This window comes from Coleofasciculus sp. G2-EDA-02 (assembly GCF_040226375.1).
In the GTDB taxonomy this organism is placed as follows: Bacteria; Cyanobacteriota; Cyanobacteriia; order Cyanobacteriales; family Coleofasciculaceae; genus Coleofasciculus.
The window spans coordinates 1-22,252 of sequence record NZ_JAVKEW010000006.1 but is presented as its reverse complement, the minus strand read 5'-3'; the positions used below and the strand labels follow the sequence as shown (position 1 = coordinate 22,252).

The 22,252-nt window shown below is 43.9% G+C and carries 16 protein-coding genes and 2 pseudogenes; 10 read left to right on the top strand and 8 right to left on the bottom strand.

Annotated elements, in window-relative coordinates; genetic code table 11:
• Entirely contained in the window at window positions 1-2,664 is a 2,664-nt protein-coding gene (locus RLO19_RS00450) for a CHAT domain-containing protein (protein WP_446352845.1), read from the top strand.
• 129 nt (window positions 2,665-2,793) lie between these two features.
• A pseudogene (locus tag RLO19_RS00445) lies at window positions 2,794-3,039 on the top strand (phosphate ABC transporter substrate-binding protein); the annotation flags it as partial.
• A gap of 236 nt (window positions 3,040-3,275) precedes the next feature.
• On the opposite strand, the gene RLO19_RS00440 reads toward RLO19_RS00445, so the two are convergent.
• The gene (locus tag RLO19_RS00440; RefSeq protein ID WP_446352843.1) at window positions 3,276-3,815 is read right to left on the bottom strand and encodes a Uma2 family endonuclease; all 540 of its coding nucleotides are present in this window, start codon (window positions 3,813-3,815) and stop codon (window positions 3,276-3,278) included.
• A gap of 101 nt (window positions 3,816-3,916) precedes the next feature.
• Window positions 3,917-4,345 (bottom strand): annotated as a pseudogene (gene tnpA / locus RLO19_RS00435) (IS200/IS605 family transposase); the annotation flags it as partial.
• Window positions 4,346-4,401: 56 nt separating this feature from the next.
• Here tnpA and RLO19_RS00430 point away from each other — a divergent pair.
• The gene (locus RLO19_RS00430; RefSeq protein WP_446352841.1) at window positions 4,402-5,583 is read left to right on the top strand and encodes an RNA-guided endonuclease InsQ/TnpB family protein; all 1,182 of its coding nucleotides are present in this window, start codon (window positions 4,402-4,404) and stop codon (window positions 5,581-5,583) included.
• Between the two features lie 46 nt (window positions 5,584-5,629).
• On the top strand, window positions 5,630-6,289 hold the full coding sequence (locus RLO19_RS00425; protein WP_446352839.1) for a Uma2 family endonuclease: 660 nt from the start codon (window positions 5,630-5,632) through the stop codon (window positions 6,287-6,289).
• A 59-nt stretch (window positions 6,290-6,348) separates the two neighbouring features.
• Here the strand turns inward: RLO19_RS00425 and RLO19_RS00420 are convergent, their stop codons facing one another.
• From RLO19_RS00420 to RLO19_RS00410, 3 genes are all read right to left on the bottom strand, one after another.
• Entirely contained in the window at window positions 6,349-8,688 is a 2,340-nt protein-coding gene (locus tag RLO19_RS00420; RefSeq protein WP_446352837.1) for a VIT domain-containing protein, read from the bottom strand.
• A gap of 536 nt (window positions 8,689-9,224) precedes the next feature.
• A complete protein-coding gene (locus RLO19_RS00415; RefSeq protein WP_446352836.1) occupies window positions 9,225-9,413 on the bottom strand; it encodes a CPXCG motif-containing cysteine-rich protein in 189 nt (62 codons plus the stop codon).
• Window positions 9,414-9,458: 45 nt separating this feature from the next.
• The gene (locus RLO19_RS00410; protein ID WP_446352834.1) at window positions 9,459-9,875 is read right to left on the bottom strand and encodes a thiol-disulfide oxidoreductase DCC family protein; all 417 of its coding nucleotides are present in this window, start codon (window positions 9,873-9,875) and stop codon (window positions 9,459-9,461) included.
• A 370-nt stretch (window positions 9,876-10,245) separates the two neighbouring features.
• Between RLO19_RS00410 and RLO19_RS00405 the strand changes: the two genes are divergently transcribed.
• Together RLO19_RS00405 and RLO19_RS00400 are read left to right on the top strand one after the other, a co-directional pair.
• Window positions 10,246-11,106 carry a DUF2382 domain-containing protein gene (locus tag RLO19_RS00405; RefSeq protein WP_446352833.1) on the top strand — a complete coding sequence of 287 codons (861 nt, stop codon included), beginning with the start codon at window positions 10,246-10,248 and terminating at the stop codon, window positions 11,104-11,106.
• A gap of 130 nt (window positions 11,107-11,236) precedes the next feature.
• Window positions 11,237-12,106, top strand: coding sequence for a DUF2382 domain-containing protein (locus tag RLO19_RS00400; protein ID WP_446352831.1), 870 nt, complete (start codon window positions 11,237-11,239; stop codon window positions 12,104-12,106).
• Between the two features lie 55 nt (window positions 12,107-12,161).
• Here the strand turns inward: RLO19_RS00400 and RLO19_RS00395 are convergent, their stop codons facing one another.
• On the bottom strand, window positions 12,162-13,028 hold the full coding sequence (locus RLO19_RS00395) for an endonuclease/exonuclease/phosphatase family protein (RefSeq protein ID WP_446352829.1): 867 nt from the start codon (window positions 13,026-13,028) through the stop codon (window positions 12,162-12,164).
• Between the two features lie 253 nt (window positions 13,029-13,281).
• Here RLO19_RS00395 and RLO19_RS00390 point away from each other — a divergent pair, with 253 nt between their 5' ends.
• Window positions 13,282-14,970, top strand: coding sequence for a potassium channel family protein (locus tag RLO19_RS00390; RefSeq protein WP_446352827.1), 1,689 nt, complete (start codon window positions 13,282-13,284; stop codon window positions 14,968-14,970).
• A 264-nt stretch (window positions 14,971-15,234) separates the two neighbouring features.
• Window positions 15,235-15,429, top strand: a complete 195-nt coding sequence (locus tag RLO19_RS00385) for a hypothetical protein (RefSeq protein ID WP_446352825.1) — start codon at window positions 15,235-15,237, stop codon at window positions 15,427-15,429.
• 505 nt (window positions 15,430-15,934) lie between these two features.
• Here the strand turns inward: RLO19_RS00385 and RLO19_RS00380 are convergent.
• Both RLO19_RS00380 and RLO19_RS00375 read right to left on the bottom strand, forming a co-directional pair.
• Window positions 15,935-18,658 carry a right-handed parallel beta-helix repeat-containing protein gene (locus RLO19_RS00380; protein WP_446352823.1) on the bottom strand — a complete coding sequence of 908 codons (2,724 nt, stop codon included), beginning with the start codon at window positions 18,656-18,658 and terminating at the stop codon, window positions 15,935-15,937.
• Between the two features lie 333 nt (window positions 18,659-18,991).
• Window positions 18,992-20,410: an amidohydrolase gene (locus RLO19_RS00375; RefSeq protein ID WP_446352821.1), complete on the bottom strand. Its 1,419-nt coding sequence runs from the start codon at window positions 20,408-20,410 to the stop codon at window positions 18,992-18,994.
• A 234-nt stretch (window positions 20,411-20,644) separates the two neighbouring features.
• On the opposite strand from RLO19_RS00375, the gene RLO19_RS00370 reads away from it, so the two are divergent.
• Together RLO19_RS00370 and RLO19_RS00365 are read left to right on the top strand one after the other, a co-directional pair.
• Window positions 20,645-21,415 carry a cysteine hydrolase family protein gene (locus tag RLO19_RS00370; RefSeq protein ID WP_446352819.1) on the top strand — a complete coding sequence of 257 codons (771 nt, stop codon included), beginning with the start codon at window positions 20,645-20,647 and terminating at the stop codon, window positions 21,413-21,415.
• A 109-nt stretch (window positions 21,416-21,524) separates the two neighbouring features.
• Complete coding sequence (locus tag RLO19_RS00365; protein ID WP_446352817.1) at window positions 21,525-21,977, top strand: cupin domain-containing protein; 453 nt, start codon at window positions 21,525-21,527, stop codon at window positions 21,975-21,977.
• The last annotated feature ends 275 nt before the right edge of the window (window positions 21,978-22,252 follow it).

Sequence of the window (22,252 nt, the reverse complement as noted above, 5' to 3'; positions counted from 1 at the left end):
ATGAGAAATAAATGGCATCTGCCTGTTCGTAGTAAGCGCTTTAGCGCTCTAGTTCGTAATCAGCACTTTAGTGTCAAAAAATGGGGTATCTCATGGCTACTATTAGGAATCATCACCGCCATTTTATGTATTGTCATTTCCCCTGTATCAGCAACAGGAATAGGACAACCCGAACGACAAAAAACAGCCGCAATCGAGACAACAACCGTTAATCCTTCCCCCGCAGATTGGGTAAAACAAGGCAGAACCTTTTACGAAGCGGGTCAATTTACCAATGCTATAGAACTTCTACAAAAAGCTGCCCAAGCTTATCAAACCCAAGGCGAAACAATTAAGCAAGCCACAGTCCTGAGTAATCTCTCCTTAGCCTATCAGCAACTTGGATTATGGTCCCAGGCAAACGACGCCATTTCCCAGAGTTTAACCCTGCTGCAAACTCAACCAAACCGCGAGGTTTCTACCCATCACCTAAACGTATTAGCCCAAAGCCTCAATATTCAGGGGCGTTTACAACTGCATCAGGGACAAGCCGAACAAGCCTTAGCCACCTGGGAGCAAGCTACCGCCCTGTACAATCAGTTAGGGGATAAAACAGGTAAAATAAAAAGCCAAATTAACCAGGCGCAAGGGATGCAAGTCTTAGGAATGCATCGACGGGCATTAGTCTTACTCAAGCAAGTCAGACAAACCCTCGACAATCAACCCGATTCACTCACCAAAGCCATCGGCTTGCGATCGCTCGGTGAGGTGTTACAATTCGTAGACGACTTGCCCCAAGCCCGTCAGGTACTAGCAGAAAGTTTACAAATTGCCCGCCAGTTAGAATCTCCCCCCGATATTAGCGCCGCCCTGCTTAGCCTTGCCAATACCGCCCGTCAACAGCAGCAAATTGAAGCCGCCCTCGATTTCTATCAACAAGCGATAACCCAAGCCCCTTCTCCCCTTATCGAATTAGGGGCAAAACTCAATCAACTCAGCTTACTTATCGAAACCGGAAATCGCCAACAAGCGCAAACCTTAATCCCCCAAATCCAAAGCCAACTCAATACCTTACCCATTTCAGAGCAAGGGATTACATTTCAGATTAACTTTGGCGAAAGTCTAATCAAATTAGTAGAGACGCGCCATGGCGCGTCTCTACACCCAGAAATCGCCCAAATCCTCACCACCGCTATCCAGCAGGCGGAAACCCTGGGAAGTCAACGCCTCCAAGCCTATGCATTGGGAACTTTGGGACATCTGTACGAACAAACCAATCAACTGCAACAAGCCCAAGATTTAACCCAACAAGCCTTAATTAAAACCCAAGCCATTGAAGCCTGGGATAGTCTGTATCCTTGGCAATGGCAATTAGGGCGCTTACTCAAACAGCAGGGCGATACCCAAGGGGCAATTGCGGCGTACCAAGGGGCGGTGGATACCCTTCAATCCCTGCGTAGTGATTTAGTCGCCGTTAATTCTAATGTTCAGTATTCCTTTCGGGAACAGGTTGAACCTATCTACCGGGAGTTAGTCGAACTGCTATTACCCGAAAATGATACGCAAATTAGTTCACAACGACTCGAACAAGCCCGTCAGGTGATTGAATTACTCCAAATCGCGGAATTGGATAACTTCTTTCAAGCGGATTGTATCACTGCCCAGCCTGTACAAATTGATACGATTGACAAAGAAGCTGCCGTACTTTATCCGATTATCCTCTCCAATCGCTTGGAAACAATTCTCCATTTGCCCAATCAACCCTTGCGCCGATATACCACCTTCGTGTCCCAAACTGAATTACAAAGCACATTAGAGGATTTACGTCAAGCCTTACCTCAGCGGACCAGTTTAAGATTTCTCCCCCTCGCCCGAAAAGTCTATGACTGGATCATTCAACCCGTCGCCGCTGATTTAGCCACAAGTGAGGTAAAAACCTTAGTCTTTGTGTTGAATGGTACCCTGCGGAATATCCCCATGGGGGCGCTGCACGACGGTGATCAATACTTACTACAAAAGTATGCGATCGCGCTGACTCCAGGGTTAGAGTTGTTAGAGTCCACACCCCTTACTGAACAACGGCTTGAAGTATTAACCGCTGGACTTTCCGAATCCCGCCAAGACTTTTCCGCCCTTCCTAATGTCAAAACTGAACTCCAGCAAATTCAATCGTTGATGCCAGGGAAATCGTTACTCAATCAGGAGTTTACCAAATCCACGTTAAAAGATGCGATCGCGAATGTCTCATTTCCCGTCGTTCACCTCGCCACCCACGGTCAATTTAGTTCAGAGGCTGAGGGAACCTTTATTATTACCTGGGATGATCGGCTAAATGTGAATGAATTGAGCTCTTTACTCAAAACTACAGATCTGCGTCAAACCAATCCCATTGAATTACTCGTACTGAGTGCGTGCGAAACCGCCAAAGGCGATGATCGAGCCGCGTTAGGATTAGCGGGTGTCGCCGTGAGAGCCGGGGCTCGCAGTACCATCGCGACGTTATGGTTAGTGGATGATGAGACGACAGCGGATCTGATGGTGAAATTTTACCAGGTACTCACCGAGGATAAAGTGAGTAAAGCTGAAGCCCTGCGTCGCGCTCAACTCTTGATTTTACAAGATCCAAAATATCGCAAGCATCCCTATTTCTGGACGCCTTTTGTGTTAGTTGGCAATTGGGTTTAACTCAGACGCGACTAAACTATAGCAATCGCCATAGCGGTTAGGACGCATCTTATGGTAGTGGACTGACCCAGCTAAAATTGTGCAACAGATTGATGGTTAAATTGGGCGCACAACCTGCGCCCCTACAATTCTAATCCCATTTTGCGAGACTTGGGTAGCAATGGAATTAGTTATGCCACATATAGCCAGGTTGCGGATCAACAAACGGTGCAAATTGTACCCATCGATGGGTTAACCCCCCAAGCGGCGAATTATCCTTATCAACGAGAACTTTACTACGTCTACAAACAGCCTGCAACTCCTGAGGTGCAAGCCTTTCTGGGTTATGTCGCCTCACCCCAAGGACAAGGTGCGATCGCGGCTACTAACCAGTAAATTGTCGTGCTATGTTCTCCTATGGGAATTTCACGAGCTTTTGTTAATCCTTTCGATCAGATTTCCAATGCAGCACAGTATACCAATTCCAGTAACTATCATTCTCTGCCCCAAAACCGTAGGGGCGCATGGCGTGCGCCCGATTCAATGGTAAGATATATTCCACAATTTTAGCTGTATCACGCCAGTAGTAAGGGATACCAACGTTTATGGCGAAGACAGCGCAACTACAAACTTTATGCAAACAACTCATCAACGGCTATGCTAAACCCGGTTAGAACAACCTGCGTACTCACCACATCACCGGAACGAAATGCTAATGTCTGATTCTGAGTGATCACCAAAATCCAACGAGTCTCAGGAAACACTAACCAAACTTCTTGACAACCTGACTCTAAATACTCCGTCGCCTTGGCAAATAAGTCCTCGGCTGTATCCGTGGGTGAGGCAATTTCGGCAATCAGAGGGGGGCTTTGGGGTAATACAGCCACATCACCATACTGATCTAACAATTGGGACGTTAAATAAGAAACATCTGGACGACGCCCCTGACGCAATGTACGACAAGGAAGTTCAACGTAGGGTTCACCGCCTTGCCCTGACTCGCTGATGTAATTTCCCCAGTAACGATCTAATCTCGATTGAATTCGACTATGTTTTATCGTCATTCCCGTTGTCTCAATCAATTGTCCATCCACCCACTCTGTATGATCGGGAGGATTAGCCATAAAGTCATCTAGAGAAATATTATCAGTTACATTCGCTGCTATAATCATCACTATATCCTCAACTATCTAGGTTTGATATGATAACAAATAACCGATTAGCTTGATTTTGAACTATCGTTATCTTAGCGTCCGGATTCATCCCATCGCTTTTAGCGATGGGATGAATCCGGACAATCTTGGCTTTGAACGTAGACTTTTAGCTGTTCAATGGTAACACCGCCACAACTAGCGACAAAATAAGCGCCTGTCCATAAAACACGTTTTCTATAAATTTTAGCTAGTTCTGGTTCAAATTTACGCCACAGTGTCTTAGATGCTGTGGCTTTTAAATTAGCGATAAGATTGCTCAGCAGCTTGTGAGGAGGATAACTAAGTAACAAATGAACATGGTCAGACTCCCCATTAAATTCAATAAGATTAGAATCCCATTTTTGAGCGACGGAGCTAAATACCTCACTCAATCTGTGTATCATAGCTTCACTAAGTACCTTACGTCGATATTTTGTCACAAAAACTAGATGTACGATGAGATTGTATACGGAGCTACGACTGTTATTATAGTTAGTTGTTTTGTGGTTGACATTTGTCGGGTTAAATAACTATAATTATTGTAGCAGTATTTAAAGGTCGATAAATGCTAGTCTACGAGTACAAGCTTAAAGCGCATAAGCATCAGTTTTTAGCAATAGACGAAGCGATACGCATAGGGCAGTTCATCCGCAACAAGTGCTTAAGGTACTGGCTGGATGCGCCTAGAGAGGAAAAAGTTAATCGATTTTCTCTGAACAAATATTGCAAAGTTTTAGCTGACAATCCTGAATACCCTTTTGTTGCTAAGTTGAACTCAATGGCTCGACAGTCTATGGCTGAGAGAGCCTGGGCTAGTATCAGTCGATTCTTTGAAAACTGTAAGAAGAAAGTTCCAGGGAAAAAGGGATATCCAAAGTTCAAGAAGTTCAGCCGTTCGGTTGAGTATAAGACGAGCAGTTGGAAGATTTCTAAAGACAAAAAGGCTATTACCATTACTGACGGAACTGGAATCGGCAAACTCAAGCTTGTAGGTTCAAGAGATTTAAGCTACTACCAAAGCGAACAAATTAAGCGAGTACGCTTGGTACGTAGAGCTGACGGTTACTATGCTCAATTCTGTATCGACATTGAGCGCAAAGAGTCTGTTGAGTTTACAGGAAAACAAGTTGGATTAGATGTGGGGCTTAATCATTTCTATACGGATTCCGAGGGTAATCAAGTTGAGAATCCACGATATCTGAGAAAAAGCGAGAAAGCCTTAAAGCGTCTACAAAGAAAGCTCTCCAGAAAACATAAAAAAGGTCAACAGCAGTCGAAAAGATATCACAAGAATCGAGTTGAACTGGGACGTATTCACTTAAAGATTTCAAGGCAACGTAAAGACCACGCTGTAAAGTTAGCGCGGTGCGTTTGTCAATCTAACGATTTGATAGCCTATGAGGATTTAAGTGTTAAAAACATGATCAAAAACCACTGTTTAGCGAAGTCGATATCTGATGCGGGTTGGACTCAGTTTCGAGAATGGCTTGAGTATTTTTCTAAACTCTTTGGAAAGCAAGTAGTAGCTGTTGTTCCTAACTATACTTCCCAAGATTGCTCAAATTGTGGTCAAAGAGTCAATAAATCGCTATCGGTTAGGACTCATGTTTGTAGCTGTGGAACAATTCTTGATAGGGATGAGAATGCAGCTAGAAATATCCTTGCTCTAGCACTAAAAATACTGTTGGGCGAACAGAAATTAACGCTCAGGGAGAGAAGAACCTCTGCTCAAAGTAAGGAAACTTAGTTTGGGTAAGTTCACTCATTGAACTGAGAATCCCTCGCTTTTAGCGATGGGAGCGTCAATAGAACTGAATCGGATCACTGTACCACCAGGACAACGGATATTGCTCTCAAATATAACCTGGCAGGAATTTGAGACAATTTTAGAGGATTTAGGCGAGCATCGTGCCGCTAGAGTGGCGTATGACAATGGAACCCTGGAAATTATGACCCCTTTACCTGAAAATGAAAGCGGAAAAGAACTCATTAGTGATTTACTCAAAGCACTTCTTGAAGAATTAGATATTGAATTTTGCACCTTGGGTTCGACGACATTCAAAAATGAGGTAATGAGTAAGGGAATAGAACCTGATAATTGTTTCTATATTCAAAATAAGGCAGCCGTTCGAGGAAAAGACCGCATTGACTTAACTCTAGATCCGCCTCCGGATTTAGCATTAGAAATTGATGTCACGTCTCGCACTCATCCGAGTATCTATGAAGCATTAGGCGTACCTGAACTGTGGCAATTTGAAAAAGGAGGATTACAAATTAACCTGCTGCGAGATGGCAAGTATAGCCCGTCTGATTTTAGCCCTAATTTTCCTGAATTTTCACTCATTGAAGCAATTCCTAAATATATTGGTCAATGTCGGCGTTTAGGCAGAAACAAAACCATGAAGGCGTTTCGGGTTTGGGTACAAGAGCAACTGTCGATATTTAATGTTTAAATTCCATTTCTACTTTCTGTAGAGACGTAGCCCGCTACATCTCTACATAGTTACACCTATTAATTGTCGGTTTGAATCCATAAAGTTAAACGCACAGTATCCATCAGCCATTGGGGTACTCGCCAACTTAAGAGCGATCGCTTAATTAAATCAATAACAACGGCTTCGGTGAGAGTAGAAGCCTCCTCATCCCATAATACCCGCACCACACGCCCCTTACGCACAGGAACCTCAAAGACAAGTTCACCAGAGTATCCCGGTGGTAAAATGATTTGTTGCAGGTGTTTTAGGAGTAGAGCAGCGACAGAGTTTTCTAATCCAGTAACGCTGAGGAGTTGCACTGTGGCAATAGTTTCATCCTGAACCAGGGGAGAATCGGCGGAGGTGATATCAACGTTATCCGTACAGGTAAGTAGTATTTGATCCGAGGTAGAATTACCTGCAAGACTAGAGGATGAGCCATTAGCTGTGATTGAGGGAGAAATGCCAGAATCGCCTCGCGATCGCCTGAATTTGAGTCCCAAAAAACGCAGGGGAGATTGATCAAAAATCCCTTCATAAGATACCCCTTCTGGCATTTCAACGGGTACACAGACATAGATTCCCTTACCTTGGGGATCACTTCGGACTTGTTCACTGACGGCAACAAATGCCGTATAGGGTGCTAAAATCTGATAAGTCAAAGCTGTCTGTATAATTGCCTCAACCTGTTTCTTCTTTTCACAGTGCCACATTTGATTCATCAGATCTTTGATTCGCGCCCGCCCCCACAACTGCGCGATCGCACAATTCCCTTCTGAATCAAATCTCAGGTGAAATTCCTTTTGATAACGCTTACCCCCTGTAGCTGTGCCGGTAATTGTAAGAATACCCGCCTGTTCCTGATTAATCGGAGAAATGCGCCCAAATAAAACTAGCGGTTGCTGGGTAAACAAATCTGGGGGAGTTGTCGGATAGATAATCGCTTCTCCCATTCCTTCCCACTCAACATTTATATTCGTGAGAACTGGATTATTGATGTGGCACAAGAATTCTTCGGTTACCTCCTGAGTTGATTCATCCTGACGCACAATCCGCGATGTTCCTCGCCCTAATTCAGCAATGCGATTTAAAAGAAACCGATTCGGTGAACTGCCAACGCCAAAACTATACAACCGATTTCCCGGTTTGAGATACTGTTGCACCTCTGCCAGAATTTCTGCTTCATTGCCAATATAACCATCGGTAAGTAATACAATACTGCGTAAACGTCCTTCGGGTGCGGCGGGGAAATTCAAGACAGCGCGAATTCCATTGAGTAAATAGGTGCCGCCATTTGCCTGTAATTGATTGATGTAAGTAAGGGCTTTGATCCGATTTTGCGGCGTATTGGCTAAGGGTTTGGCAGACAATTGCGTCGTGATATCGGAAAAATCAATAATCGTAAACGTATCATTAGGATTCAAGCCCTGGATCAAGCGGCGCATGAGTTCTTGGGATTTGCGGAAGGGGTCACCTTTTTGAGACCCTGAAGTATCAATGAGAAAAACGACATCTTTAGGTACAATTTCATGGTGGGAATAATCCAAAGCCGGAATCAAATATAAGGCAAAATGACCGCCGCGTGTATCCGATTGAGTCAGTACCGTCGCCTGAGTGCGATCGCCGGATACTTGATAGCGTAAAATCAGATCTTTGTTGGGAATAGTGTCCTCTTCCCCCAGGAGTACGCGCACCAATGTCCCCTCATGTTCCACTCTAATCTGGTGCGAGGGAGAATTGATGTGGGAAATGGGAACCCCGGCGTCAATTTCCACTGTGATCCGAATATCATGTCCAGATCGGGTGCTAGGTGGGATAATCGTAGGCATAATCCGTGACGCATCCGCCACGCGATCGCTATCCCCACTCTCATCAATGGGAATCCCTGGACAAAAGCGGGGTGCTACCACCATCGGAAAGACAAATTCGCACTCACCGCCGCTAAATTTTAGGGTATCGGTATAGCGAATCGTTACGTCAATCCGTTCTCCGGGTTTAATATTTGCCAAGGATTGGGTAAAAATGTTATCCCGTTCTTGTTCTAATAATCCTGCGGTTCGTCCTTCTTGGCGTGCTTGTTCATAAATCAGTTGCGCCTCTTCCCGTTTTTTAATCCCCCCTTTAATCACGCGATCGCCCAGTTTAATTTCCATCTCATCGACAACCGCCGCATCTGGCAAAGGGAAGATATATATGGCTTCTAAGGGTTCCGCGAAGGAATTTTCAAAGGTTTGCGTTACTTCGACGCGGGATAAATTCCCCGCCACCTTTGCCAGCACTTGCGTATGCTTCAATGGGAAAACCAAAGCATGTTCCCCAGTTTTGGTGTATAGTCCACCAAGGGGTTTATGAGAGCGGAGTGTTGTATTGATAACCATAAGCACATCCTTCACCAATGAGGGGCATCTGTAATCAATGCTACTGTTGAATTTGGGCGTTTCAGGAGCAGTTGACTCCTTATGCTAGCGTTAGCAGTTTTCGTACATCCAGGGAAAATCAACAAATATAAAGGATGAAGAGTGCCGTTTGACGCCTTCAAGGGCGGGATAGGAGCCGTTACGGGCGTTTATCGGCGACAAAATAATAAAAAAAGCTAAAGCTACGCCGAGCTCTCTATCTCAGGGATGAGAATGGAGCAACTGTCACACGCGATCGCTTTCCCCTTCCTCTTGCTCCCATAAGACTGCCCGACAGCGCGATCAGTTTATATCATGCAGCAAACTGAAACAAAAACAGAAAGAAAAATTAGAGCAAATAAAAGAAACTCTCTGACTTTTCACGGAACGTCTCGAAATCTAGGAAAGTCCGGGCGGGTTTATTTGCATCTGGATGCAACTAAAAAGATAGTCGTGAAACCCGCCCCTACATAAAACCAAATTCCCTCGAAGATCGTGAATAATGACAGACAGATCCGTTAATTTTCCACGTCCGTATCAATTTCTACGTCGAGAGTTTCTTCATCAATCCGGACATACAAAATATTCGGTTGACAACAAACCTGGCAATCCTCAACATAGGATTGTTGAGAGCCAGCACTAATGTCAATAAACGTGACATTGGCTTCGCCACAGTAGGCGCAACTGTATTCTGCTGTGTTTTCCATGATGACGACTGATGACGTATAGATCAGTGCGATCGCGTAAATCAATCAAGTCTGACAATTTTGGCTTCCCTGACATCCCACAGGATAAGCTGAGTTGTAGGTACTCGATCGCTTGCCAAACCAACTATACCGATTATCACGCACCTGTTGATATGTGCGATCGCCCAGCCATTTCATTCCAGGCATTGCCCGATACGCTGAGACGAACACCTCTCCCATGGGCAACAGACGCCCAATTTCCTCAGCCGCCTCACTCCCTTGCCACCGACGTTCTGGGGACGCCCCATCGATGAGAATCATGCCCAGTTCACAGTCTTGGGGAGTAATGCCAAAGGTTTGACAGGCGGCTTCATCCTGCATGGGAATGTAGTCAAACTGCTGTCCTTGATCGAGATTTTCCAGAAGCTGCACTAACGTGACACAAAGATTGCAGTTGCCGTCGTAAATAACGTGATATCGCATAAAACAGGTTAATAACACTAAATCTGAGTCATCTTTACTTACTATAACTAACTTTATCTATTCCTATAGAGGGATTAAAAAAATAACTAATAATGTTATTTTGTAATTATTTAACTATTTATTAGGTTAAACCTTCTATACTAAAGGAATACTGTTAAATTTAAGAACTTTGGCTAGAATAAAGTCTGTCAATCAGCGCAAATATTCTAAATCAAAGGAAATCACGGTATCGTCGTAAAAATAATCCCTAACCTCGTTTTGTTTATGTCTTTTGAGGGATTAAATAGAACTCTTTTCTGTTTAATCTGAAAGGTAGGGAGTGAGAGTTGAACTCTCAATCACCAAGATGAAGAAACAAGGAGACTATTCTATGAATCTGATAAAGATAGACAAGTTTTACCCCAACTATAAAGAACAGATTTTCGGTGGCGATGACATTAAAGGATATGATGTCTACTCTGATCGAGAAGAGAAAATTGGTGAAGTTCAAGATGCTCTTCTTGATGAAACAGGTCGTTTCCGGTATCTAGTCATTGATACAGGATTCTGGATCTTTGGTAAAAAGGTCTTGTTACCTGTAGGTTATGCTCGGATGGATTATGATCGTCGTCGGGTTTATGTAATCGGTATGACAAAAGCGCAAGCCGAAAGCTTACCGGAATACCATGACAACATGACCATTGACTACGACTACGAAGAACGAGTCAGGAATGTCTACCGACCCATGGCTAACAATCGCTCAACAGCATCAACAGCATCAACAGCGGCTCCAGGGAGAACCTATAACCGCGACACCTACAGCTATGATCATGAGCCTGACCTCTACGCCACTACTGACCAGGATCATCAGAATCTAAAGCTGTATGAAGAGAAACTAATTGCTAACAAAAACCGTTACAAGAGCGGTGAAGTTACCGTTGGTAAGCATGTAGAATCACAAACGGCTCAGGTATCAGTTCCTGTAGAAAAAGAACGGGTTGTAATTGAGCGAAGCACTCCCTCAGAAGCCCGCGAAGTTCAACCAGGTACTGCTGATTTCCACGACGGTGAAGTTGCTCGTGTGGAAGTTCATGAAGAAAAAGCAGATATCCAGAAGAAAGCCTTTGTGCGCGAAGAAGTTGGTATCAAGAAAGAAGTTGAGCGTGACACTGTAGATGCCAAAGAAACAGTTCGTCGCGAAGAATTAGAAGTCGATGTAGATGGCAATCCTGTTGTCAAAGGTCGTCGCTAGACTTCTGGAAAATCTTGAATTTCGCCGATTGAACTAAGTAAGTTGGTGGATACGGGGGTGGGCATTGCTCACCCTACGTTTAACAAGTTTGGCTAGGTTACCATCCATAATTGAGTCGGAGTAGTCAACTATGAGCAAAAAAGAACCTACAAGTAGTTATACAAGTAAAAAGATTAAAAATTTATTAGACCAATTTAGAGAAAGGTTTACTTCATTTACTGTCGTGAATCCAAAAGGTAAAGTATTAGGGCGGGTTGAAGATTTTTGGGTTGAAAAAAATCACCGGCTTTACATGGTGATGTCTGCTGGAGAGACAAACGCTGAATCCCCCTGTTTTCTCCTCAGTCGTCAGCAAATTCAGACAATTGACTCAGAAAATAGAAGAGTGATTGTTGATCTATCACCAGCAGAACTGGAATACTTGCCTGTACATCATCGAAAAGTAAATCCTTCAGAGGACTTACCTGATTCGTCGGTAACAACCACAAGAGCTATGAATACTGAAAAGGCTATGGATTCGGAAAAAATATTGAATAGTGATCTCGAACAGTCAGATCAGACATCAGATCAGACATCAGAGATAGTCGAAGAAGACATGATTCGCTTACTAGAAGAACAGTTAGTCGTCAACCGTACTAAGCACAAAGTCGGCGAAGTAGTCGTTCGCAAAGAAATTGAAACCCGTCTAGTAGAAGTCCCTGTGCGACGGGAAAAATTAATTGTTGAACAAGTTGGCGAAGAAACGAAACAATTGGCAGAAATTGATTTGGGGAAGGGGCAAGTTACAGGTGTTCCCGATACTATAGAGATGCGTCACCAGACAGCCGCTACCGTCAAAGGTGAATTCGTCTCGCCTAAAGCAGCCAGTGATCTTTTAGCCGCGATCGCGCTGCAAGAGAATCACGGTTGTGTTAATGTGCATGTAGAGCTAGTAGTGGACAATCCAGAGCTTAAAGAAAGGTATCAAAACATGTTTGATCGCTGCCGTGGTAAGAAATAGAAGATCAAAATAGCTCTGATACTCTTCAATAAATAACTTTTTCTTTCCCGCCCCTTTAGTCTTTGTACTCTAAGTGACCAACTAAACCAAAATGGTCAGAGGGGAAAACAGAGGGGCAATCAGGGGAAAGGGGTGTCAATCCCAAGCGTTCAATAGATTTTGGCTGCCAACCTGGGGAATCAGAATGGAGTAAGATGCGGTCAAAGCGTACTTTTTTGTGTTTTTGTTTTTGCTCCAACCTCATTAAATTAATATCAGTATCTTCAGTATAGCCCGGTTCATCACCTCTGAGAACTGCCCACATATCTTGATAGCGAGGGTCGATATTACGGTTCTCGCTTTTCCAGGATGAACAAAAATTAAAGTCTCCCATGAGTACAGCATGATCGGCGTGTTCTAATAGGGGAAAGATATCAGCAAGCTGCCTAGCGCGGATGGAGGCAAACTTCTTTTTGCTTTCTAAATGAACCGTAGCAATATTAAAACGTTGTCCATTAATCTGCAATTGAGCACAGAGAAATTTGCGGCTCATTTGGCTGATAAGGTTACAGAAAAATAACCGATGGATGGGAAGCTTAGACAGCAAGAGAACGCCATAGGGATTTACGGTTTTCCCTGTGGTGTCGGAAAGATAGTAATTATTTCTGACCCAGTCTTGCTCTAAAATTAGTTTGAGAGAGGTTGGGGTGACCTCTTGCAACGCGATCGCATCAGCGTCACAGTCTTGGATCAGCTTCAGTATAGCCTCATGGCGTTGTTGGCGATAATAGTCGGAAAACCAAATATTATAAGTTACCAGTGTTAGTTTACGGGTTTTAATATCATTAACACCATCGATTGATTTAGTCCAAGCTCGTTTGTCGGGATTGAACGTCTTGGGGTTGAGTTTTTGTAGGCTTAGAGGAATCTGAGGCTTAGTCATAAACTGCTTTCTATTTAATTAATTATTAGTCTAATAGTAAAGATTTACTTTCGTCAATAAACAGTAGTTGCTGCTGATAACTGCTCAAAAAAAACCGTCCTATTTGAAGTATAAATGATAAAGGAAGACTACTTTTTTTCCTGTTCTCGCTAGTCTTGGTGTCTTCGGTTACAATGGTTGCCGTGAATCTATAGGAGAATAGTTGTTCAAAACACGACCAGACAAAAATCTGTCTGTGGATAAGGCTTGCTTTATGAAACCCCGAATCATCGTTTGTGGCTTGGGTCGCACTGGCTATCAAATTTTCTCACTATTAAAGCAACAGGGAGCATCTGTTGTCGGAATTAGCGATCGCTTAGTCCCTTGTAACTGTCAGGATCTGATTATCGGCGATTTTCGCTCAGCCGCCACCCTACTCGCCGCTGGGATTCAGGAGGCGCAAACCCTAGTGATCACGTCTAGCGATGATGCCTTGAATCTAGCCATTCTCACCCAAGCCCGAGTCCTCAATCCCCGGATTCGGATAATTAGTCGGCTATTTAACAGCAGCTTAGGCGATCGGTTAGATCAGATTCTACCCAACCATGTCAGCCTCAGTGTCGCCGCATTAGCCGCCCCTGTGTTTGCTTTTGCCGCGATGGGGAATCAAGCGATTGGACAACTGCAATTATTTAATCAAACCTGGCCCATTCATGAAGAATATATCCATGAGTCTCATCCCTGGAACGGGCGTCGGTTGAATGAGTTGTGGGAAGATCGATCGCGGATGTTTATTTACTATCGACCTGTGAAAGGGCAGATAAATTTGGTGTCAGCCGTTGTGCAAGGGCGAACCTTACAACCAGGCGATCGCATAATCGTTGGCACTCAACCCAATGTCCGCAGCCGTCGGGGTTCTTGGCTACGCCGACTGTTTAAAGTTCTCACCAACCTGCGACAGTTTCGGCACCATGGTCAACCCATTCTCGCTGGCACTTTCGCCCTACTCCTAACCATTTTTATCGCCACACTCACTTATGTTAGCGCTCAGTTGAATACCTCAATCGTTGACGCCCTCTATTTTTCCGTGGGTATGATTACTGGGGCTGGCGGTAAAGAAGAAGTAGTAGAATTAGCACCTGACAGCATCAAGATTTTTACTGCCGTGATGATGTTAGTTGGGGCAGGTGTGATTGGGATTTGTTACGCCCTACTCAACGATTTTATTTTAGGCACTCGTTTTAATCAATTTTTAGATGCAGCCCGTGTTCCCAGTCGCCATCATTATATTGTTTGTGGCTTGGGGGGTATTGGTATCCAGATTATTAATCAACTACATAGTCATGGCTATGACGTGGTTGTCATTGAACCCGATACCCACAATCGATTTCTCGGTGTTGCCCGTTCCTTGGGAGTCCCCGTGATTATCGGTGATGCCAGTTTGGCGACCCATTTAAAAGCTGCCAATATCCATACAGCGGAAGCTTTATTAGCTGTAACCAGTAGCGACATGACTAATGTCGAGATTAGTTTAAGTGCCAAAGCTTTAACGCCAAATTTACCCATCGTTGTGCGAAATCATGACCCCCAATTTGCCCGAGGAGTGCAGCAAGTTTTTAATTTTGAGGTGGTACTCAGTCCCACAGAATTAGCCACACCTGCCTTTGCCGCAGCCGCTTTAGGTGGGCGTATTTTAGGGAATGGCATGACCGGAGATACCCTTTGGGTAGCGTTGGCAACAACGATTACTCTGAAGCATCCCTTCTGTGGACGCCGGGTGAAAGATTTAACCCTAGATATTGAGTTTGTTCCCCTCTATATTGAAACCAAAAATCAAAAGCTTCACGGTCGAGATTTATTGGACACAGCCTTAGCGGCAGGTGATGTTTTATACTTGACCATGCCAGCGTCACAATTAGAACAGTTGTGGCGAGTCACACCCTCTCAGTTGTTGGCGAGTTGAATCTGGGGAAGGTGGAGGGGCTCTTTTCACGACTATCTTTTCTGTTGCACAAGGGATGTGACTCAACCCGCCCCTGACTGATTACTTACGAACTCAATCTCATACACCCATTTAGGAGTGCCACACCACTCGGCAAGCCCCATGCGTCAGCGCACTAATGCTTTAGATAGAGAGATAAATAAATCAAAATCCTATTTTAGGAAGAGGAACATTCTCTCTTAGTTTTTTATTATTGGTAATAACGTCGAAATTAAGAATGCAATTATGCCAGAAAAAGACATAACATCCCACGGCAAACAAACGACAACCGCCGCCGGAGCTAGAACAACGGGTATGGAGTCTACAGATCCCAAAGCTGATGAGCAAGAGTCTAAGAAAGATCCGGCAACCATTGCGGAAGCCGAAGGTGGAAACAAACATGTAGCAGGCGATCCCAATCAAGGGACTGATGCTCGCTAATATTCTTGCCGATTGGCTAGATTTTGAGACAGCCTAACTTAAATCAAAGTGGTAGAGACGTAGATGGCTACGTCTCTATAATTATTAAACTTCTTAAGCATCCTACTGGCGCGGCAAACCTAATTCAGTGGATTGGAATTGTAGGGGCGCACCGACGTGCATTGGTGTCAACTTAAGGCTGAAACCCTTACTTAATAAAAGATCCCCCTTCCGTCCCCCTTATAGATCCCCCTTCCGTCCCCCTTCAAAAGGGGGAGACCAGAGGATGCGGGAGCTTTTTTTGCACGGGGGGAACCAGAAATTAATCAAAGTCCCCCTTAAGATCCCCCTCCCGTCCCCCTTCAAAAGGGGGAAGCCAAAGGATGCTTCGCTTTTGTTCCATGGGGGATTTAGGGGGATCTAAACTTTGAGCGCTAGTCATAAAAGTCTTAAGTTGACACGCATGACCGACGTGCGCCCAGAAAACCCGTAAACTCTATTCCCCAATTTTAGCCTTGCCACACTACTAAGGAACTGGACAATCACCTAGGGGCTCAACAGGTAGTTGTGGTATCAAAATGATGCCATTATTTGCTATTGTATCGGCTTTGAATATACTGTCAGGATCGGTATAATTGAGTACAAAGCCATTCTCGCTGGTATTATTACTCAAATCTAAACAGATAGTCGATTCAGGATCAGGATCACTCAGGGAGCCGGTTTGTACTAAAAAACCATTGGGATTGCCAAAAGTACCAGGATTTACTGTAAATATATTAAATCGGACACCCGCAAAAATTTCAGACTGATCCTCCGCTGCTATAAACACACCAAAACGAGCATTATCCATTACTGTATTTCTTTCCAGTAGTAGCTGAAGCGTTGAGTTGTTGAGTGTATCTATAAAAATGCCATCGGGTTGGGGAAAAGTTAGGTCAATGCCCTGAAAGCCATTACTGTTAACTTGATTATCAGTGATTGTTAGTCTCGATGTAGCAAATTCTTGAATGCTAACACCGACACCATGATAACCATTATTCAATATTTCATTGTTGTCAATTGTGACTCCTAACTGGGATTCTCCTAACATCAAGCCAGCAATCCCGATAGTTTCATTATCAGAAATCAGGTTATTTTGGATAAGGACTTCTCCTTCAGCGGTAGTAGTAGATTCTACAGTAATTCCCCTCCTCTGATTTCTCGCCACGGTATTTTCAGCAACTGTTGCCATTCCACGGGAATCATCCCGGAATCTGATGATAATCCCATCCAACTGATTGTTCAAAAGAGTATTATTTTTAATATTAACTGTTCCCTGAGAATTATCCCTTAGAAATACATTAATTCCATTAAACTGATTTTCGGACAGCGTATTATCTACAATCGTAACTGTTTCCTGGGAATCTTCAAATAATCCCATAATAATTCCATTTATTTGATTGCCCCTAATTTCATTATTGGTAATAGTGACTATTCCCTCAGAGTTATCTATTAGTGCCATAGAAATTCCATCAAATTGATTGTCATAAATTTCATTGTCGATAATTATTACGCTTGAATTAGAATTGCTGAATATCTCAGCAACAAGTCCGGCGCTGTCATTGTTTTGAATTGTATTATCATTAATGTTAAAGTTAACGTTGACAGCATTTGCCAATCTAAAGCCAATGCCGCTAAATTGATTACCCGCCAGTATATTTTCAGAAAGAGTTACTGTACTGTCCTCAGGATTAAACAGAACAATACTCATGCCATCGCCTGTCGTATTGACAATCTGATTCCTGACCAGGTTTAGGTCAACCGAACCCGCCGTGTTAAGGATAAAAAATCCACTATTTTCAAAACCACCTGTCCTATCAATACTATTATCGGTTACAGTGACATTTCCCGTCGTCTCAAATAGTACGATACCATATTGAGTTGAATTCGCGATCGCGTTCTCCCGAATCGTTACTGTATCAATCCCTATTCCCTCAATTCCAAACGTACCCGCATTGGGAATAAAAAACCCAGATAGGGTAGTTTGATTACCCACTATTACCGAAGCAGCAGCGCCTGGAGTAATCGTGGGGAGTACCCCCGCACCTGATAGGGGTAATTGCACCATCCCTGCTTCTACAGTATCCAGTTGCTGAATGGGACCCGTAGATAAAACCTGGACTCGATCAGGAATAGTAAACGGCGGAATCCCTGGATTCGTTCCGGGTTGTACATAAACAATATCATTGCCATCGGACATCGTTTGAGCTAACCCGTTCTCAACCGTACCAAACGGATTTTCAAAGGTACCATCTCCCCCCATTTCGCCTAAACTAACATGCTGAAATACATAAGGTTCATCTGTTTCCGGATTCGTCGCTGGTACATCTTGGAAATCATCTTGATGATCAATCACAATCGCATTTGTTCGCTGCACCGATTCAGCCAATCGTGCCACAAATTGATCATCTTCATCCCTTAACCCTTGAGGACGACGTCCGGGGAATATTGCACCCACTGTAAAAACTAAATTTGTGCCAAATAAATCATCATTTTGCAAAGACAAACCCAGATTAAAATTATCTGAGGGACGCGCTTCCAATCTCACCCGCCATCCCCATATTTCTGAACTCCCTTGGGCATCATACCAATACAATCCCCCATAGCCGCGCAGATCACCATCCGTACCAATTTGAGCAACTTTTGCCCCAACTTCTGCATCAAAACCCCCCATAGCGGCTTCTTTATCTTGCCCCTGTTCTAAAATCAAGAAATTACGGCGAAAGAAACTATCTCGAACCCCAACATCACCGATTCCCTGGCGCCTATCTCCAATAGGTAAATACCCATTCACCCGAAAATCCCAAACATCGCCTAAACTTTCTATACCCAACCCCAGTTGGTTAAACGTATTGTGACCCGTATGGCGGTTATCATAACTCATATAACCGCCCCAAATTCGATGTAAATTAGCATTATAAGTACGATATCCCAGAGTGAGATTACCCCCAAAATTAGCATCATCATTATCCAGGAATAATCGCCCTTCCAGAAACGTCAGATTCTCACCCGGACTTTGCAAAAGGGGGACAAATCCCTCTAGGCGGGTAAATCCATCAAATCCACCGCCGGAACTCGTATGTCCAATTCCCAAGCGGGGTGTAAATTTTAAGGGAGTCGCCGTTTCGGATACCTCTGTCTGAGCTAGAATGGGTGGGCTAGAGATAGAAAGTAGAAATACACTGATTAATCCCAGTTTTGTGTTATTCATTTAGTCTGAAGGCAGAATTTAACAGAGGCGTTCCAGGGGAAGCTTTCTAAATTTCGGTGAATGTCTGTAAAGACAAGGTACAGGAAACAGAAGAGTCCCCCAATATTTTATAAGCTTATAGTATAATTTATATACTCTAACCCGATTTTATATCATGTCCCTGTAAACCGTGATCATATCGTCGTTCCCAGTTATTTCTCCCACCCTCTAAACTCTTCGCCCCAACAATAAAACCCCCTCTGCGTTCCTCTGCGTTAACCTCTGCGTTCCTCTGCGTTTAAAAAATATAATAATAGATTGGTAAAGCAAACATTTATGGCGAAGACAGCGCAACTACAAGCATTCTAAACCCATCACCTGACGATAATGCGCCTCAAACCGCTGAACTGTTTTAGACAGGCGACTACTCATCCACTGACTTTGCTCAAATAATTCCTTCCTTAATTCATCTACGTCAATACGGGTAACCTTTCCATCCGCAACCACTCGTTCTCCATTCACCAAAACCGTATCCACCACATTTGTCGGACGACCTAACACCAGTGTGCCAATCGGCTCAGTACGCGGTAGTAGGGATAAATTGGTTAAATCATATAATACTAAATCAGCTTTTTTGCCAATTGTCAACGAACCCAACTCATCCGCTATATTCAGCCCCTTTGCCCCACCTAATGATGCCATCTTAATCGCCTGACGGGGGGTAATCCAATGGCGATACTCTAAATCCGTGGTATTGTGCAATAATGTACCAATTTTAATTGCTTCTAAGACATCCTGGGAATCATTACTCGCTGCACCATCACAGCCAAAGGTAACATTAACTCCCGCTTGACGGTATTTCAAAATTGGCGCAATCCCACTCCCCAAGCGCAAATTACTCAAGGGATTGTGAACCACCGTCGATCGCGTTTGGGCTAAAATCCCAATATCCGCATCATCTAACCAGACACAGTGCGCCAAAGACGTGCGCCGACTCAAATAGCCAATTTTTTGCAAATGTCTCACCGCACTACAGCCATATTTTTCTTGTGCTAGTTGCTGCTGTGCTTTTGTTTCCAACAGATGGGCGTGACGACATAAATTATCGCGATCGCTTAATTCAATGCAACCCTCAAACAGTTCATCTGAACAGAGTTGTATCCCCGTTGGCGCAACCAGAATATTGATTCCTGATTCAGGATGATGAAATCGCCGTACCACCTCCTGCATAAATGCCAGGATTTCCTCGGTTGAGTGATGATAATGATCATGTTCCCGTTTTACCTCCCCATCGGGAATCCCTTGCGACAGTGATTCATCTTGAATCAACGGACCAATAAATGCCCGAATCCCAATGTCTTGATAAGCCCGAACCGCCGCCGCAACGGTTTCTATTTCTTTCCCTGGAATTAATACCAAATGATCAACAACCGTTGTCCCGCCAGACAGTAATGTTTCCACGGCTGTCCCCAACGCACTTAAATAAACCTGTTCCGGTTCTAACGGCGTAAACTCATAAAGTTGGGCAAGCCACAGTTCTAAAGGTAAGGGCGGAATCATACCCCGTTGCCACATCTCTGAGGAGTGAGTGTGGGCATTAATGAAACCGGGTAAAAGCAATTTATTTTCGCCATCGACTGTATTATTGCTTTCCCCAGAATTAACAGAGGAATGAGGCACAATCGTGGCAATCCGATCTGCCTCAATTTGCACATCGACAGTTGTATAGTCCGGATCAATAGGGATTAAAACGTTTCCAATAGTAAAACTCACGGATAAAACTTGATAAATCAGTAATTTGTTCGTAGTAGGCACGAAGCGTGCCAGAAGCGAAGACAGCGCTTACTACAAACTCTAAAGTCAGTGCCATTCACTTTAAGGGTGTGTCCCCTGGCGAAGCGCGATCGCATCAGTCATGCCTGAACGATAGCACCGTTCCATTCTGGCTTATCTCTGGTCAGCCGCGCAATCCTGAGTACAATTATTGACATATCTATTATTACTGCCATGAATCAACCGTTACGGACATTAGGTGTAGCCCCCAATGCTTGGGGAGTGAATGATGCGATCGCGGATCTGACTCGCCCCTCCCTAACCCCTACCCCCATTACCCTCACCACAGAAACCAAAAGCCTGCGCCTGGATTTAGTCAAATCTGCCATCCTTGTCATCGACATGCAAAATGACTTCTGTCATCCCGATGGATGGTTAGCCCATATTGGCGTAGACATAACCCCCGCCCGAACCCCAATTGAACCCCTGACAACCTTGCTTCCCCAGTTACGAGATATTAATGTCCCTGTGATTTGGGTGAACTGGGGAAACCGTCCCGATTTACTCAATATTAGTGCTGGATTGCGCCATGTTTACAACCCCACAGGTGCAGGAATTGGACTCGGCGATCCTCTGCCCAAAAATGGGGCAAAAGTGCTAATAAAAGACAGTTGGGCAGCAGCAATTGTGGATGAATTAGACCACGAACCCGAAGATATTTACATTGATAAATATCGTATGAGTGGCTTCTGGGACACTCCCTTAGACAGCATTTTACGCAATATGGGCAAAACCACACTTTTCTTTGCTGGTGTCAATATTGACCAATGTGTCATGGCAACATTACAGGATGCCAACTTTCTGGGGTATGATTGTGTTTTGCTCAAAGATTGTGCAGCAACAACGTCTCCTGATTACTGCTTTAAAGCCACTATTTACAATGTTAATCAATGTTTTGGCTTTACCAGCGATTCACAATTACTTCTGAAAGCCTTAAAAGCTTAATAAAAAGGCGGAGGGGCAGAGGAGACAAGGAAAATGGGGAGCGTTATCAGTTATCAAAGGTTTGCATCAAAAACGAATGACCAATGACCAATTTTAGGAGAAACTACCCATGGAATCCCGTTGTATGATTCCCGTCATTAAATCCCCCAAGGACTACCAATCCTATCGCATTAGTCCCCAAGATAGTAACCGTTTAGCCATTATCTTCGATCCCGCGATCGCGGATGCATCATTGACCGTTTGTGTGGAGATTTTTGAGGAAGGTGGAAAAACTCCCCCCAATCGCCATCAAATTGCTGTAGAAATGTTTTTTATCCTCAAAGGGGAAGGAATTGCCCGTTGTGATGGCAAAAATGTGCCATTTCGGGCAGGAGATAGTTTATTAGTCCCACCAACGGGTATTCATGAAATTATAAATACAGGTTGTGGTCGTTTATATGCATTATGTTTTATGGTTCCCAATGAGGATTTTGTCGAACTTATTCGCAGCGGTACACCTGTAGATTTGGATGAGGAAGATTTTCGAGTCTTGGGACGTAATGATGTGGTGGTTCCCTGTTAGGAAATAGGGAAGATGAGGGAGATGAGAAAGATGGGGTGTAGGGGCGGGTTTTACAGATAACATTTAACGACATACTGATAACTTGACTAAACCCGCCCTTCTAGGGGAGATGGGTAAGACATAAGACATAAGACTTCACAAATTGACAATGGATAATGAACAATGGATAATGACCTCTCCTTAAAAGAAGAGGATTGAAATTAAGGAAAATCTTTTTTAATTTCTTCGTAAACGAAGAGGTCTTAGACCAAATTAATCAATTGTCAATTATCAAT

Excerpts from the sequence above, each read along its gene's own strand:
- RLO19_RS00450 (WP_446352845.1), top strand. The coding sequence starts at position 1 with ATGAGAAATAAATGGCATCTGCCTGTTCGTAGTAAGCGCTTTAGCGCT.
- RLO19_RS00440 (WP_446352843.1), bottom strand. The coding sequence starts at position 3,815 with ATGATTATAGCAGCGAATGTAACTGATAATATTTCTCTAGATGACTTT.
- RLO19_RS00430 (WP_446352841.1), top strand. The coding sequence starts at position 4,402 with ATGCTAGTCTACGAGTACAAGCTTAAAGCGCATAAGCATCAGTTTTTA.
- RLO19_RS00425 (WP_446352839.1), top strand. The coding sequence starts at position 5,630 with ATGGGAGCGTCAATAGAACTGAATCGGATCACTGTACCACCAGGACAA.
- RLO19_RS00420 (WP_446352837.1), bottom strand. The coding sequence starts at position 8,688 with ATGGTTATCAATACAACACTCCGCTCTCATAAACCCCTTGGTGGACTA.
- RLO19_RS00415 (WP_446352836.1), bottom strand. The coding sequence starts at position 9,413 with ATGGAAAACACAGCAGAATACAGTTGCGCCTACTGTGGCGAAGCCAAT.
- RLO19_RS00410 (WP_446352834.1), bottom strand. The coding sequence starts at position 9,875 with ATGCGATATCACGTTATTTACGACGGCAACTGCAATCTTTGTGTCACG.
- RLO19_RS00405 (WP_446352833.1), top strand. The coding sequence starts at position 10,246 with ATGAATCTGATAAAGATAGACAAGTTTTACCCCAACTATAAAGAACAG.
- RLO19_RS00400 (WP_446352831.1), top strand. The coding sequence starts at position 11,237 with ATGAGCAAAAAAGAACCTACAAGTAGTTATACAAGTAAAAAGATTAAA.
- RLO19_RS00395 (WP_446352829.1), bottom strand. The coding sequence starts at position 13,028 with ATGACTAAGCCTCAGATTCCTCTAAGCCTACAAAAACTCAACCCCAAG.
- RLO19_RS00390 (WP_446352827.1), top strand. The coding sequence starts at position 13,282 with ATGAAACCCCGAATCATCGTTTGTGGCTTGGGTCGCACTGGCTATCAA.
- RLO19_RS00385 (WP_446352825.1), top strand. The coding sequence starts at position 15,235 with ATGCCAGAAAAAGACATAACATCCCACGGCAAACAAACGACAACCGCC.
- RLO19_RS00380 (WP_446352823.1), bottom strand. The coding sequence starts at position 18,658 with ATGAATAACACAAAACTGGGATTAATCAGTGTATTTCTACTTTCTATC.
- RLO19_RS00370 (WP_446352819.1), top strand. The coding sequence starts at position 20,645 with ATGAATCAACCGTTACGGACATTAGGTGTAGCCCCCAATGCTTGGGGA.
- RLO19_RS00365 (WP_446352817.1), top strand. The coding sequence starts at position 21,525 with ATGGAATCCCGTTGTATGATTCCCGTCATTAAATCCCCCAAGGACTAC.